The following is a 15,716-nucleotide window of genomic DNA, read 5'->3' as shown; positions in this document are numbered from 1 at the left end:
AACCATGACTCTAATACTTATTCGTGCTGAAAACCAGACTAAAATTCTTAACAGTCTGGCGGATATTGAAAGACATGCCGGGCTCAAGATCAACGGCACCCCTAAACTTATTGACACCGAACTGGCAGATAAATATGCCCGGAGCATATTAAATGCTAAATTGAGGTCGAAATCTAAAATCGCTGTTTTAGTATCAGTTCAAGAAGATACGACCCGTAGTATTCTCCAGATAAGAAAAATACACCCCCCAGCACATATAGTGGTTATAAGTAAAGAGTATCCTCAATGGGAAAAGGTGAAGAAAATTTTCAGCACCCTTCCCCCACTTAAAGGATATTATTCTGCCAAAAAACAAAAAGATGTAAAAGACCCGAGAAAAAATAAAAGTTAAAAAATATCTTTGTACTATTAGGGTCAGTACAAAAACTTTTTTTAATGGGATTTACTTCCTAAAATTAGCATAGCACTATTTTAACTAAAAAAAGGGTATTTAAGGGATATAAACTGGACTTATCATCCCTTTTTGATCCGGGCTATGTCTCCAATGGTGGCTTTTCGCATGTGCGCGCCGCCCAAATCATCCATTTGTGCCTGTTCTGTTTTTTCCAGGAGAGTTACCTTTAAGGTTCTTTCCAGTTTCCGTGCCAGCTTCAGATCAGGGACCATTTTCCCGGATTCCAGACGGTGTATCACTGAAACCTTCTCATATATCTTTTCACCCAGATCTTCCCTGGACCAACCTTTCTTCTCCCGTCCTTCCCTTATTATCTTCTGATAATCCTCAATAACTTCATGTGTCGGTTCCTGAGATCTAAATGACCGTCTTCTCCCTGCAGGGGCCCTGCTACCAGGACCACGCTGGGGCTTTGGGGGTTCTCTCTGTACTTTGCCGAATTTTGAACAATCATTACATGTTAACATAATTGAATTTTCGATTTTCGTCCTAACTGGCTTTCCAATAACCTTTTTTCCGCATATCTCACATCTCATGATGATCCCTTTAGTTTTAATTGGTAATCTTTATGGTTTAATTGGTATATACTTAGAACACCTCAATACTTAAATATTATTAAGGACAATAAACCCAATAAATAATATCAATATAAGCCGATATTATTTTTCACCAACCTAATGAGGAGTGAACTTGTAAGATGGAAAAAACATCACAAAACATCTTAAAAAAGATAGAAGACCTTAAAAAAGAGATAAAAATCCTGAAAGAGGATAATGCCAAGACCAAAAGAAATCTGATGTGGAAGGTCCGGAAACTGGAAAAAGACAAGCTTCTGATTGAAAACGAGAAGATGCGACTGGACCGTGAAGTAAAATCTCTCCGCGGGGAAATCGAAAGGTTCAGATCACCCCCACTGGTAATTGCCACTGTAACTGAAGTTTTAGATGAAGGGAAAGTAGTGGTAAAGAGCAGTACCGGCCCCCACTTTGTAATTGGCTACTCTCGTTTCTTAGATGAAAAGTCCCTGGAACCAGGAGCCAGAGTGGCACTTAACCAGCAGACATTCAGCATTGTCAGTGTTTTACCATCCGAAAAAGATCCACTCGTAACTGGTATGGAAGTTGAAGAAAAGCCAAATGTAAGTTACGAACAGATAGGCGGACTCGAAGAACAGATTGTAGAGATAAAAGAGACCGTTGAATTACCGCTTAAAAAACCAGAACTATTCACCAATATTGGAATAGAACCACCAAAAGGAGTACTCCTCTATGGACCTCCTGGTACTGGTAAAACATTACTGGCCAAAGCCGTGGCCCACGAAACCAACGCCACCTTCATAAAAATCGTGGCATCTGAATTCGTGAAGAAATACATTGGAGAAGGAGCTCGCCTTGTGCGTGGTGTCTTTGAACTGGCCAAGGAAAAAGCCCCCAGCATAATTTTCATAGATGAAATAGATGCCATTGCCGCTAAAAGACTTAAAAGTTCCACCAGCGGTGACCGTGAGGTTCAAAGAACCCTCATGCAGCTTTTAGCAGAAATGGACGGATTTGAAGGAAGGGGAGATGTGGGAATAGTTGCCGCCACCAACCGACCCGATATCCTGGACCCGGCCTTACTCAGACCTGGAAGGTTCGACCGTTTCATTGAAGTACCCATACCCAACGAGGATGGTAGGAGAGAAATACTCAAAATCCACACTAAAAAAATGACCTTAGAGGAAGATGTGGACATAGAGCTGGTTTCCACCCTCAGTGAAGGTGCTTCCGGAGCTGATCTTAAAGCCATCTGTACCGAGGCAGGTATGTTCGCCATAAGGGAAGAAAGACCCATTGTGGTTATGAACGACTTCCTGGACGCCGTGGATAAGATCATCGGCATGGAACGTGACGAAGAAATACGAAAAGAAGCTGGAGTGATGTACGGATAAAATCCAGGTTATTTGGAGGATAATATCCTCTTATTTTTTATTTTTAACTTATATTTAAGTTTAGTTTAATTCATAACGGTTTTAATTCTATTAAAGGTTTGTCTAGAAAATAAAATCCTTTTTTAAAAATATTATTGTTGCTAATTTTTTATATTCTGATAATTATTTGTTATTTTGACAATTTACTTAATCAATACAACAGATAATATGAAATTTAATCTTGGAGTATTATAGTAGGTATTTATTAATATCTAAATCTTATTATTTTATGAGTGATATGAGATCTGAAAGAATAGTTTTCTTTGTTTGTGCATTAGCAGTTTTAAGTGTGATTGGATTATTAGTATATTTGGATTATGATTCCAGTTCAAATACTTTGGAAAATTCTCCAGTTCAATTACCAACTGGATGGGAAAAGATAAGCTCTCCAGATAAAAAAATCATACCATATGATTACAACCGCACTTTTATTTTAAATATAGAAAGTACTAACATGTCAACATATTATTTTACATTTTTCAATATGTATTATGCTGCTTTTGCTATTGATGATCATGAAATCCAAAATAACAATATGGAAGCAGGTAAAATTGTTATTGAAGGCATAGAAGTTTTATATGAAAAACATATTGTTTTTAATACCACTAATGATTCAAAAACAATCAATAATTTACAACAATATTATATGTTCCAAAAAGATGGTAAATTTTATATTGTAAGGTTTGGTTATTTTTCAAAAAATGGCACAGATTATAGTATAAACTCATCCAGTGCATTATTCAATGAAACATTAAAATCAATAATCAGAACCATTTAATGGTTATAGGTGAGGTAGAAATGAAGTTAAATTGGAAGGCAATTACTTGGATTTGCAGTTGCCTTTGTAATAAATTTATTTAATGGATTGTACATGCCAAAATGGGGCTTAGGGCCAATAATTGGTTCATTTATTGCAGTTTATCTAGTGGAAGTGAGTTATGATAATGGAATCTTCTACGGAAGACTAACAAACAAGCATACCTGGACTTACATCCGTCTCACTGCTTGTTTTCTTATCACAAAACCAAACAACACTGCAATTGGCCAGTTTAAAGATCATATCAATAAGTTACTGGGAAATACACTGAACAAATCAAAGATTGCAATGTATTCAACAGTGAAATAGTATTTCAATACCAACAAAAAGTGCTATTGACAAAAGGTAAGATTCAGACACATTTAACTTACCCAATAATACATTTAATAATCCAAAAATTCAAAAACATACTATTGTATAGATTTTATCTTTGATGGGAGGTGTATGATGTCAAACAAGATGGGAATTGGTTTATTAATAGTGTTTGTTTGTTTTTTTGTTGCTGTATCTGGATGCACTTCATTCGATCCAGTTAAAGTTGTTGTAAATTATACTGGTAGCTGGAATGGTACCATAACTGACGAGAGTGGGACTCGCACAATAGAAGGTACAGGTGATAAAACAATCGATTTGGGCAGAATCAGTGGTAGTGTAAAAGTTAGAGTTGATAAAAAAGATGAAAGCTCTGATCAATTATCTGCATCCATAATGAAAGGAGATAGAACTGTTAGCTCAATGAATACAACTTCAGATTATGTGATAACCAGCATTTATCTAACCAGATAAAAAAAATAATGTAGGGGTACCTAGTACTCCATTTTTCTTTGTGAAAACCATAATTTTTGCTGAAAATATAAATAAAAACAATAATTCATCTTTTTTTTTACTTTCTCATGAATAATTTAACTTCAAATAGCATAACAAAAATGATAAAGGATTCACCTTCTCTTAATCCATGGATGGTAAAATTTGTACTGATATGAATTGTCTATAAAACAATTAAAAATAAAAATAATTGACGTAGAATATTAATATGTATTAAAGTGCAGTAATTGCCATAATTTTCTTTATATTAATTAATTTTCATTGAAAGAATATAAAACTAATAAAAATAAAATATTAAATAAATAATCTAAGCCGATGATGAACCCTATGAGCTCTGAACTGTGATGACTGATGGGCGAGCTGAGGCTTATTTTAATTCATTCTAATTCTTATCTACTTTTCATTAAACCATTCCAGCAAATTATCCAAAAAAGGGTAATTTTTTCTCCCAATACTATTGTCTACTATTTGCATCTGGAAAGGACATCATTAACCAGAAGTTGAACTTCATTAAACACTACCTTACCTTCCAACTCATCGATTTCTGGACGCATCACAATAACTACTTGCACCTCCTCAACAAGCGCAGCCTGGATCTTGGACATGGTCCCCCCGCTCTCACCACTTTCCTTGGTCAAAACCACTTTTATCTGGAATTCTTCCATGAGAATACCATTGAACCTGGGGGAGAAGGTTCCCTCCATGGCCACAATGTTATTATGGGGAATGCCCAGTTCTAGAGACTTTTTTACAGAATAAACAGTGGGAAGAACCCTGACCACAATCAAATCAGGGGAAATCACCTCCGTAAGATGATGGAGGGTGTTAACCCCTGCCAAGTGTAAAACTTTACCTTTTGAAGGAACTTTATCCTTTGAAGGATTTTCCTCCTTTAAAAAACTATTTTGATTAAGTATCTCCCTGATAACAACTGCAGCATCTTCAAAAGAATTAACCTGATGTACGAGTTGGCTATCTGGAATTATAGTGGCCGGTCTTTCAAAACGAATATAATCAACATCAGCACTATCTGAGGCTTTTATGGCGTTTTGAGTGGCGTTTGATGCAAAGGGGTGGGTGGCGTCAATTAAAAGTTCAATATCATTTTCCTGTATGATATTTGCCAATTTTTCAGAATCAAAAAATCCTTCCAGAACTTTACTCGCCCCGGAAGTTTTTGCCAGCCCCGCCCCATGAGGTGTGGTAGCAGTGGCCAGAACATTGACCCCTCCTGCCATTGAAAGATCAGAGATGATCTTCCCAGCATCACTGGTTCCTGCCATTACCAACACATTCATTTTTTAACCTTAACCTGGTTTTTTAACTTCTAACCCGTTAAACTTCTAAAAATGGATCAATTTACCCTAAAGGGGCCTCATTTAAGGAACCTTCCAACCAGCCAGTCACTGATGAATATGGTACAGGCAATCAGCAGGACTAAAACCCAATCAAATGCACCGAGTGAAGTAGTGCGGAAGACTCCCTGGAGGAATGGGAGATATATTACCCCTAACTGGAGGAGGAATGAAGCTCCCACTGCTATAAAGAGAAATTTATTGGAAAATCCCCCATCAGAACGGCAGTTGAACACATTGAATATCTGGTACATTACAAAGACTGTGAAAGCCATGGTCATAGCCTTGGTTAAGTCTACACCACCAGATAACAGATAATAATACAGGGCCAGTGTTCCCACAGTCATAACCACCCCGGCCACTACAATTCTAATGAGGTTTTTTCGGGGAATGATCTCCTCCTTGAGGGGTGGGCGTTCCATAACACCCTTTTCAGGAGGTTCCACACCCAGAGACTGAGCAGGAGGTCCATCCATAATGATATTTATCCATAAAACCTGAATGGGGTTAAAAGGAATTGGCAAACCCATTACAGAGGCTGAGGTTATGGTGAGTATAGCTCCAATGTTGGTGGAAAGCTGGAACCGAACAAACCGGCGGATGTTATCAAATATGGTACGTCCTTCACCCACTGCTTTGACTATGGTGGCGAAGTTATCATCCTGAAGGAGCATGTCTGCAGATTCCTTGGCAACATCAGTACCACTTCCCATAGCCACACCAATAGCTGCCTTTTTAAGGGCGGGGGCATCGTTTACTCCATCCCCAGTCATGGAAGCAACATTACCCTTCTTCTTTAAAGTTTCAACAATTCGAACCTTCTGTTCCGGGAACACACGGGCGTACACACTGACCTCATCCACCATGTTTTCAAATTCATGGTCACTAAGCTGGTCCAGATCAGTGCCGGTGAGTGCTATGATCTTTTCTCCTTCAGCAATACCTATCTCCCGGGCTATGGCCACCGCAGTATCCTTGTGGTCTCCGGTGATCATCACCACTTTTATACCTGCCTTTTTTGCCTGGGCAATGGCCAGTTTAGCTTCTTCCCGTGGTGGGTCCATCATACCCACTAATCCCACGAATATAAGGTCTTTTTCCAGTGCTTCCTTATCATCCAAATCTTCTTCAGGGCCCAGTTTACGGTAGGCAAATCCAAGAACACGGAGTGCATTTCCAGTCATCATCTGGAGGTCTTTCATTGCATTTTCCGTGTCTTCTGGTTTGATGGAGCAAACACCATCTTCACCATCTATCTGGGAACATTTTTGCAGAAGAACCTCAGGTGCTCCTTTTATCAGGATGTATCTGTCTTCTCCAATCTGGTTAACAGTGGTCATCCTTTTACGTGTGCTGTCTAATGGTATTTCCAGTAACCGAGGATATTTTTCCTCCAGTTCCTTCCGATTGTAACCATTTTCATCAGCGTAGAGTAAAAGTGATGCATCAGTGGGATCCCCTAATAGTTTACCTTCAGATTGAGTGGCATTGTTACAGAGGGCGGATATGGTGTAAACCATTTCTGAATCACTTACCCGAGCATCCCTGACTGTCATCTGGTTAAGGGTTAGTGTTCCTGTTTTATCAGTACAGATCACGTTACATGACCCCAATGTTTCCACCGCCAGGAGTTTGCGGACAATTGCATTGCTCTTAGCCATTCTCTGCATTCCCAGTGCTAGTGTAAGGGTTAAAATTGCAGGAAGTCCCTCTGGAACAGCAGCCACTGCCAGGGAAACCGCAGTCATGAATGTTTCTACCAGGGGTGTTCCCTGGAAATACTCAAGTACGAAAACAACTGAACAGACTAAAACCGCCAGTAACCCCAGAGTCTTGCCGAGACCAGCTATTTTTTGTTGCAGGGGAGTTTGTTCTTCTTCTCCCTGGATCATCTCCGCGATTTTACCAATCTCGGTATCCATACCAATCTCTACCACTACACCCCTCCCACGGCCAGATGCAACATCAGTTTCCATGAAGGCCATGTTTTCTGTGCCGTGTTCATCAACAGACAGAGTATTGGGATGTTTTTCAACTGATAGAGATTCCCCAGTCATGGCTGACTCATCCACCAGTAAGTCGTAGCTTTCGATTATCCTAAGATCAGCCGGTACATTATCTCCTTCCTCTAAAAGGACAATATCACCCAGGGTGAGTTCTCCTGCAGGTACTTTCTGCTCCTGACCATCCCTTAAAACCACCGCTTCAGTAGAAATAAGGCCCTTAAGCTTTTCCATTGCCTTTTCAGCACGATATTCCTGGATGAATCCAACCACTGCATTTATGATAACCACTATCAATATTACAATTGCATCAAGGCTGTCTCCAACGAAATATGCTGCAACAGCAGCGATAAGCAGGATTAATATAAGTATGTCCTTGAACTGTCCAAAGAAGATTTGGATTGGTCCTGCCTTCTTTTCCTCAATCAGTTCGTTTTTACCATGTTCTAATAACCGTTTTTGGGCCTCAGAACTGCTTAAACCATTAATACTTGAATTAAGGGTTTTTAAAGTTTCATCTACACTTAATTTTTTCCATTTCATGGGAAATGCACCTAAATAATTTGCACTAAATATATTTAATATAAAAAAATTAATATGATCTCCATGATATTTATGATTATATTTTAACTGATATTTTAGAATAATGTTTGAATTGAATATTATACTATGTTGAATTGAATATTAATACTATATTTATGGATGTTTTTATGCATGTTTCCACCTTTTATAAACCCCTATTTAAAAGATTTTTTATAGAAAACTGCTTTTTTATAATTAACTAAATCCATTTTTCCCCCAGTTTGGATAGAATCCGTTGAAAGGGGCTTTATTATTAAATCAGCCCCTGTTTTTTTGGAAATTTTCTCCAGGTAGGGGTGTAATTCTTCTGGGGGTCTTATGGAATAAATAAGTCCCGCATCCTTATATATTTTTAAGTCAGGTTGTCTAATATCATCTAGGATGATCCAATCATGGTAAGGTTTAATATCAGTCATGATGATATCCACCTTAAGATGATCCTTCAAGTTGCATCCAACCTGCAGAAAGTGTCCCACTGCCACTTCCACGATACTGGGAGATTGGGAATAATATTTGATGATGTATTCGGTAAAGTCGCTCCACATTTTATCACTCGTAAATGGAGAAATTTATGATAATAAGAGAATTCAAACGTCAGGACCTTAAAAGAGTCCTGGAAATTGAATTAGCATCCTTTGATGACCCCTATCCTGCCAATGTTTTGGTGGATATTTATAATTTGGGGGCTGGTTTTCTGGTGGCCCAGGAAGATAATATTGTGGTGGGGTATATTATATTTTGGATCAGATTTGAGGATGAGGGTCATATCATTTCCCTGGCAGTGGATCGAAAATTTTATAGAAAGAAGATTGGATCACAGCTGGTGGAAACAGCACTGGAAATCTTCAAAAAATATAATGTGAAAAATATACACCTAGAAGTACGGAAAGGAAATCATAAAGCCCGTAAATTCTATCAGAAGTTAGGCTTTGTTGAAAAAACCCATTTATTTGAGTACTATGAAGATGGAGAAGATGCCGTGGTCATGGAAAGATTACTGGAAGATTTGGAATACTCATCAGTAATTAAAAAAAGTTCCCAACCACATTACAAGGACTAAAAATCAGATTCATCATGAATTGGGGCAAGTTTTTAAAATAACTTTTTAATAATAATTTCCTTTAATTAATAATTTCCATGAATCAATAGATAATCCTGGAAATAGATAGTTTGAATAAATAATTAGTTACATATCATAGATTAACCAATCATATCTAAACCCTGAAACCATTGGGATATTGAAAATTCATAATGATAAAATACTAGAACTGAGTATATTAATTGAAGATGCATTTAAATTTAATTGAGATGCATTTAAAAAGGAATATAATAGCCTGAACTTTAATCTTACCCATTTTAGCTAAAATTTGAAATAAATACAACAAGAACATTATAAAACCAACCAGAAGATAAAAAAAAAGTTGGTGCCAGAAAAGTAATATAACATGGTGATTGAATGCGAGAAGAGGCCAAATTAGCTTTAGAGGACGGTACAATAATTAAAGGAGAAGGATTCGGTTACCAGACAATCAAAACAGGAGAAGTAGTTTTTGCCACTGGAATGACTGGTTACGTGGAGTCCCTTACTGATCCATCCTATAAGGGCCAGATCCTGATGTCCACATATCCTTTACAGGGTAATTATGGCATATCCAAAGAGTGGTTCCAATCCAATGGAATAAAAGCTGAGGGATATGTAGTAAGAGAAGAAAATCCATATCCATCACACAGCCATTCTGAAAATAGCCTATCCGGATTTTTAGAAGAGTATAAAATCCCTGGAATCAGTAAAATCGACACCCGCTCACTTACCCTGAAGATCAGGAAATATGGGGCCCTTAATGGTGCTCTGGCCACAGAAGAGATTGAAGATGAGGAACTTCTGGCCATGGCCCAAAATCAGCCCGGAATCGAATACATTGACCTGGTAGACAAAGTTTCAGTGACCCAACCCAAAATATTGGGGGAAGAATATAAAGACCGGGCAGTGGTCTTAGACTGTGGGATAAAGAATAACAGTATCAACGCCCTCCTCAAAAGGGAGATTGGTGTTGTTCTTCTTCCCTACAATACTTCACCCCAGGAAATTATGGATTATGAACCAGGGGCTCTCCTGGTTTCAAGCGGACCAGGGGATCCCAGTAGGGTGAATGAAACCATCCAGACCGTGCAAAAACTTTCAGAGAGGCTACCCATTTTTGGTATTTGTCTGGGTCAGCAGATAATTGCCATGGCCTTTGGTGCCAAGATCTACAAAATGAAATTCGGGCACCGAGGAATAAATCAGCCAGTTAAGGATCTTAAATCGGGTAAAGTTTCCATAACATCCCAGAATCATGGTTTCACCATTGATCATAAAGCCTGTGCTGATCTACCCATAAATGTCACCCAGATAAACCTTAACGATGGTACTGTGGAGGGTATTGAACACCAGGAACTCCCAATATCCAGTGTACAGTACCATCCAGAAGCAGGACCCGGACCAAACGACACTGATTACTACTTCGACAACTTCGTAGAAAACCTTAAAAATTATTGAATAAAATGTTGTTAAGTTTTACGGTGTTTAACTTAGGATTAATCATTGCATTAAATACTTAGGATTAAATCATTGCATTAAATAAGTATATTTTAAATTTAACTAAAGGGATAGAAGAGGACAAAGAGGATTAGAAATGCCGCGGGACAAAGACATTAACAAGGTACTAATCATCGGATCAGGCCCCATCCAAATTGGCCAGGCCGCTGAATTTGATTATTCGGGCTCTCAGGCCTGTAAATCCCTCCAGGAAGAGGGTATTGAAACTGTGCTCGTGAACAGCAACCCAGCCACCATCCAAACTGATATGGACATGGCTGATTCAGTTTACGTGGAACCACTGACTCCAGAAATTGTGGCCAAAATCATTGCCAAGGAAAAACCGGATGCTGTGCTTCCCACAATGGGAGGACAGACTGGTTTAAACGTTGCCACCGGACTGGAGGAAATAGGTGCCCTGGAAGGAATTAAAGTAATTGGATCATCAGTCCAGACCATTAAAAATGTAGAGGATCGGGATCTTTTTGACCACTTCATGAAAAAACTCAATGAACCAGTTCCCCAAGCCAAAGCAGTATCATCTTTAGAAGAAGCATTGGCAGCTGTTGAGGAAATAGGATACCCGGTTATTGTTAGACCTGCCTTCACCCTGGGTGGAACTGGAGGAGGAGTAGCCCACAACCAGAAAGAACTGGAAGAAGTAGCCACCAGAGGACTGGATATGAGCTACATAAATCAGGTGCTCATTGACCAGTCCGTGATGGGCTGGAAGGAATTTGAGTACGAAGTTATGCGGGACAAAAATGATACATGTATCATTGTCTGTAACATGGAGAACCTGGACCCCATGGGCATCCACACTGGAGAAAGTATTGTGGTGGCCCCCTCACAGACCCTATCTGATGTGGATAACCAGCGACTCAGGAATGCATCCATCAAAATCATACGTGCCCTGGAGATCCAGGGTGGTTGTAACATACAGTTTGCAGTGCACCCCATCACCGGAGAATACAAGGTCATTGAAGTCAATCCCCGGGTGAGCAGGAGTAGTGCCCTGGCTTCCAAGGCCACCGGATATCCAATTGCCAAGATCTCATCCAAGATCGCAGTGGGAATGACCCTGGATGAAATTCAGAATGACATCACCAAGGAAACACCAGCATCCTTCGAGCCCAGCCTGGATTATATCATTACTAAAATACCCCGCTGGCCATTTGATAAATTTAAGGGCATCAGCCGCGAGATAGGAATTCAAATGAAATCCACCGGTGAGGTTATGGCCATTGGCCGCACCTTAGAAGAGTCAATGCACAAAGCTATCCGCAGCCTGGATATAGGAAGCTTCGGGTTTGATACTGTAGAATTTGATGAAGAAAAACTTAGAATTGCCACTGATGAACGTTTATTCCAGGTTTACAGTGCATTAAAATCCGGGATGACCGTTGAGAAGATCCTGGACATAACCCAGATTGATCCCTTTTTCCTCCACAAAATACTAAACATAGCAGAGTGGGAAAAATATATAAACTCCGAAACAATTCTCCAACCAGCTGTAATGCGTGAAACCAAGAAAATGGGCTTTTCAGACCGTAAAATATCGCAGATCACCGGCCTGGATGAAAATATCATCAGAAAGGCCCGGGAAAAAGAAGGAATAATCCCTTCTTATAAAATGGTCGACACTTGTGCAGCAGAGTTTGAAGCCAAAACTCCCTATTATTATGGTTGTTATGAGGAAGAAGATGAGGTTGCTGTTTCTAATGAGAAGAAGGTTATAATAATTGGTGCAGGACCCATCAGGATCGGTCAGGGTATTGAATTTGATTATTGCTGTGTTCACGCCGCAATGGCCCTTAAAGATACTGGTATTGAAACTATTATCATTAACAATAACCCCGAAACTGTCAGTACTGATTATGATATCTCTAACAAACTCTACTTCGAACCACTCACCCTGGAAGATGTTTTAAGCATAATCAATAAAGAAAAACCCTACGGAGTGGTGGTGCAGTTCGGAGGCCAGACCTCCATTAACCTGGCAGTTCCCCTGGCTCAGGAAGGTGTGCGCATACTGGGAACACCACACGAAAGCATAGATCGAGTTGAAGACCGGGAAAGATTCACCGAAGTCTTGAATAAACTAGACATACCCCAGGCTGATTATGGTATTGCCCATTCCTTTGAAGATGCCCGTAAAGTGGCAGAACGAATTGGATTCCCTGTACTGGTGCGACCCTCCTATGTTCTGGGTGGTCGAGCCATGCAGATAGTCTACGATGATGATGAGCTCAGGGAGTATATGAAGGAAGCAGTGCGCATATCACCAGAACATCCTATACTGGTGGATAAATTCCTGGAAGATGCCATTGAAATTGATGTTGATGCCCTCTCAGATGGAGAAGAAGTTTTCATCGGAGGAATAATGGAACACATCGAAGAAGCCGGTGTGCATTCCGGAGACTCTGCCTGCGTTATACCCCCACAAAGCATTCCTAAAGATGTTCTAAAAACCATTAAGGACTATACCACCAAACTGGCACTTGAACTAGACGTGGTGGGACTCATGAACATCCAGTATGCATTTAAAATGGATGAAGATGATCCTAAAGTTTACATCTTAGAAGCCAACCCAAGGGCAAGCCGGACCGTTCCCTTCGTGAGTAAAGCAGTAGGTGTGCCCCTGGCAAAAATCGCAGCCGAACTAATGATGGGTAAAAAACTCAAAGACTTTGGACTGCGTGATGAAGTGAAAATAAAGCATGTGGCTGTTAAAGAATCTATTTTCCCATTCATAAAACTTCCTGAAGCAGATTCTGTCCTGGGACCTGAAATGAAATCAACCGGAGAAAGTATGGGGATTGATGAAAACTTCGGAGTGTCCTACTATAAGGCACAGCTTTCAGCGGGCATGGATCTTCCCCAAAAAGGCACCATCTTCATAAGTGTGCGTGATGCAGATAAGGATAAAATCAGGGATATTGTAGAAAAGGCAGAGGAACTTGGTTTCAATCTTATTGCAACCAGGGGAACTGCTCTGGCAGTTCAGGATCTGGTGAAGATTAATATTATACGTAAGGTCAGTCAGGGCTCACCTAATATCCGTGATGCCATCACCACCAAGGAAGTGGCCATGATCATTAACACGCCCTCGGGTAAACAATCTGCAGATGATGGTTACTACATTCGAAGAATGGCTGTTGAACTAGGAATACCCTACGTTACCACACTTGCAGGGGCAAGAGCAGCTTTAAACGCCATTGAAAATGTTGAAAAAGGGAAAATTGGAGTTAAATCCCTTAATGAATACCATGGAACTGTTTAATTTTTAAATATGTTAAATCTTATATATTCTTCTTTTAAATTCTTTTTTTTGAAGTTTTCCTTCTAAATAAAGTTTAAATTCAATACACCGCATGGGAAAATTTTTTTAAGATGATTTTCAATTCAGATATCACAGTAAAGATTTAGTCTCAAAGGATTAAATATCCCCATGAACATACTTTTCTTTAGTATGCTTAACATCAAAAATGGCCTGGTACTTTACGGCCCCCAAATGGAGCCAACACAAGCGAATATCCTGATTGAAGATAATCTCATTGTGGAAGTTTCTCCCCATGCATCAGGAGGTAAGGAAATAAATGCCAAAGGTTGTATTGTTTCCCCATCATTAATAAACAGCCATGTGCACATGGGAGACTCTGTGGTCAAAGATATTGGTGACGGAGAGTCCATTGAAAAAATTGTCAAACCACCACACGGCCTGAAACACCAGTTACTTGCTAGATCAAAACCCCAGGATATCATCAACTCCATGAGAAGTTCCCTCCAGGAAATGCTGGACACTGGAACCACCACCATAGTTGATTTCAGGGAAGGAGGAGTTAATGGGATATCTCTGCTTGAAAAGGCAGGTGAAGATATTCCCCTGCGCAAGGTGATTCTGGGACGTCATGATTCATTTTTCCAACAATTCCCCCATCCTCTTAGTCATGATTTTGATGAAATAATAAAAAACACTCTTGAAATCCTCGATTCTGCAGATGGTGTTGGTTTAAGTGGTTTTGGCGAGCTCAATGAAGATGTGGCGAAAGTTATTACCCAAACATGTTCCAGTGAAGGTAAGCTGGCGGCGATTCATGCTGCAGAATATGAAGAAGTGCAACAGAACTCACTTAAGACCACCGGTAAAACTGAAGTCGAAAGGGCTCTGGAAGCTGGTTTTGATATTCTGATCCATGTTACAGCACCAATAAACTTGGATCTGGACCTTTTAAAAGAAACAGATAAATCTGTTGTCTGTTGTCCGCGTTCCAATGGTGCTCTTTCTGTTGGGATACCTCCCATGAAAGAGATGTGGGATAGGGGAATTAACCTTCTCCTGGGCACGGATAATCTGATGTTCAATTCACCCAATATGTTCAGGGAGATGGAATACGCTCTGAAAGTTACCCGTGGATATTACCGGGAATATTTTCCTCCAGTGGAGATCCTGAAGATGGCTACAGTTAATGCTGGTCAGGCTCTGGACCTTAACCTTGGATGTATTGAAGAGGGTATGTTGGCAGATATTATGGTAGTGGAACAGTTATCATATAATCCCATACTGTCCCTGATTAACCGCACTGAATCGAAAAACATAATAGGTCTGGTGACAGATGGTAACTTAGTATATCTTAGGTGAAACTATGTACCAGAAAATATTATTGCCTACTGATGGCTCAAAATTTGCTGAAAACGCAGCTCAGCACGCCATCTGGATAGCAAGCAGAAGCGGCGCTGAAATTATCGTTTTAAATGTGATTGAAACATCATCACTTGTGGGGCTCCCTGCAGAAGACCTCATAGTCAGAATTAAAGAGATGCTTAAAGAAGAGGGGCGAAGATCCCTGGAAAGAATTTCAGAAATGGTTACTGAGAGTGAAAAGGAATCCAAAATAGAAGATATCAAAATAACCCTTAAAACTGAGGAAGGATCCCCTGCTGATGCCATCTTAAAAACTGTGGAAAAGGAAGATGTGGATCTGGTAGTCATGGGAACATCTGGAAAACACGGTTTAGACCGATTTTTACTGGGCAGTGTAACTGAAAAAGTGGTTAGATCCGCAAAATGCCCTGTTTTAGCCGTTCACTAAAAATAATTCTATTTTTTATATTTCTTTTAATTGCAGCTTA

Annotated in this window: 14 protein-coding genes; 10 read left to right on the top strand and 4 right to left on the bottom strand. The window is 39.7% G+C overall.

Going from position 1 to position 15,716, the window contains the following annotated elements; translation table 11 throughout:
- Positions 1-4: 4 nt before the first annotated feature.
- Positions 5-391 (top strand): DUF356 domain-containing protein, encoded by a 387-nt coding sequence (locus HY987_RS02480; RefSeq protein WP_292755277.1) that lies wholly within the window; start codon positions 5-7, stop codon positions 389-391.
- Positions 392-513: 122 nt separating this feature from the next.
- On the opposite strand, the gene HY987_RS02475 is transcribed toward HY987_RS02480, so the two are convergent.
- A complete protein-coding gene (locus HY987_RS02475; RefSeq protein ID WP_292755275.1) occupies positions 514-990 on the bottom strand; it encodes a multiprotein bridging factor aMBF1 in 477 nt (158 codons plus the stop codon).
- 161 nt (positions 991-1,151) lie between these two features.
- On the opposite strand from HY987_RS02475, the gene HY987_RS02470 reads away from it, so the two are divergent.
- The 4 genes from HY987_RS02470 (at position 1,152) to HY987_RS02455 (ending at position 4,026) form a co-directional block, all read left to right on the top strand.
- On the top strand, positions 1,152-2,384 hold the full coding sequence (locus tag HY987_RS02470) for a proteasome-activating nucleotidase (RefSeq protein ID WP_292755273.1): 1,233 nt from the start codon (positions 1,152-1,154) through the stop codon (positions 2,382-2,384).
- Between the two features lie 277 nt (positions 2,385-2,661).
- Entirely contained in the window at positions 2,662-3,201 is a 540-nt protein-coding gene (locus HY987_RS02465) for a hypothetical protein (RefSeq protein ID WP_292755271.1), read from the top strand.
- Positions 3,202-3,294: 93 nt separating this feature from the next.
- Positions 3,295-3,549, top strand: coding sequence for a hypothetical protein (locus HY987_RS02460; protein ID WP_292755269.1), 255 nt, complete (start codon positions 3,295-3,297; stop codon positions 3,547-3,549).
- Between the two features lie 138 nt (positions 3,550-3,687).
- Positions 3,688-4,026, top strand: coding sequence for a hypothetical protein (locus tag HY987_RS02455; RefSeq protein WP_292755267.1), 339 nt, complete (start codon positions 3,688-3,690; stop codon positions 4,024-4,026).
- A gap of 503 nt (positions 4,027-4,529) precedes the next feature.
- On the opposite strand, the gene cobK is transcribed toward HY987_RS02455, so the two are convergent.
- From cobK to HY987_RS02440, 3 genes are all read right to left on the bottom strand, one after another.
- Entirely contained in the window at positions 4,530-5,363 is an 834-nt protein-coding gene (cobK, locus tag HY987_RS02450) for a precorrin-6A reductase (protein ID WP_292755265.1), read from the bottom strand.
- A 77-nt stretch (positions 5,364-5,440) separates the two neighbouring features.
- Positions 5,441-7,966: a calcium-translocating P-type ATPase, PMCA-type gene (locus tag HY987_RS02445; RefSeq protein WP_292755264.1), complete on the bottom strand. Its 2,526-nt coding sequence runs from the start codon at positions 7,964-7,966 to the stop codon at positions 5,441-5,443.
- A gap of 194 nt (positions 7,967-8,160) precedes the next feature.
- Positions 8,161-8,487, bottom strand: a complete 327-nt coding sequence (locus HY987_RS02440) for a UPF0146 family protein (RefSeq protein WP_292755769.1) — start codon at positions 8,485-8,487, stop codon at positions 8,161-8,163.
- Positions 8,488-8,576: 89 nt separating this feature from the next.
- On the opposite strand from HY987_RS02440, the gene rimI reads away from it, so the two are divergent.
- From rimI to HY987_RS02415, 5 genes are all read left to right on the top strand, one after another.
- Complete coding sequence (gene rimI, locus HY987_RS02435) at positions 8,577-9,065, top strand: ribosomal protein S18-alanine N-acetyltransferase (RefSeq protein WP_292755263.1); 489 nt, start codon at positions 8,577-8,579, stop codon at positions 9,063-9,065.
- A 396-nt stretch (positions 9,066-9,461) separates the two neighbouring features.
- A complete protein-coding gene (carA, locus tag HY987_RS02430) occupies positions 9,462-10,544 on the top strand; it encodes a glutamine-hydrolyzing carbamoyl-phosphate synthase small subunit (protein ID WP_292755261.1) in 1,083 nt (360 codons plus the stop codon).
- Positions 10,545-10,680: 136 nt separating this feature from the next.
- Positions 10,681-13,866: a carbamoyl-phosphate synthase large subunit gene (gene carB, locus HY987_RS02425; RefSeq protein WP_292755259.1), complete on the top strand. Its 3,186-nt coding sequence runs from the start codon at positions 10,681-10,683 to the stop codon at positions 13,864-13,866.
- A 168-nt stretch (positions 13,867-14,034) separates the two neighbouring features.
- A complete protein-coding gene (locus tag HY987_RS02420; protein WP_292755256.1) occupies positions 14,035-15,225 on the top strand; it encodes an amidohydrolase family protein in 1,191 nt (396 codons plus the stop codon).
- A gap of 4 nt (positions 15,226-15,229) precedes the next feature.
- The gene (locus HY987_RS02415) at positions 15,230-15,676 is read left to right on the top strand and encodes a universal stress protein (RefSeq protein ID WP_292755254.1); all 447 of its coding nucleotides are present in this window, start codon (positions 15,230-15,232) and stop codon (positions 15,674-15,676) included.
- The last annotated feature ends 40 nt before the right edge of the window (positions 15,677-15,716 follow it).

The sequence above is a fragment of the Methanobacterium sp. genome, from assembly GCF_016217785.1.
Taxonomy (GTDB): domain Archaea; phylum Methanobacteriota; class Methanobacteria; order Methanobacteriales; family Methanobacteriaceae; genus Methanobacterium.
The sequence above is the reverse complement of the archived record's forward strand: the minus strand, read 5'-3'. Positions and strand labels throughout refer to the sequence as shown.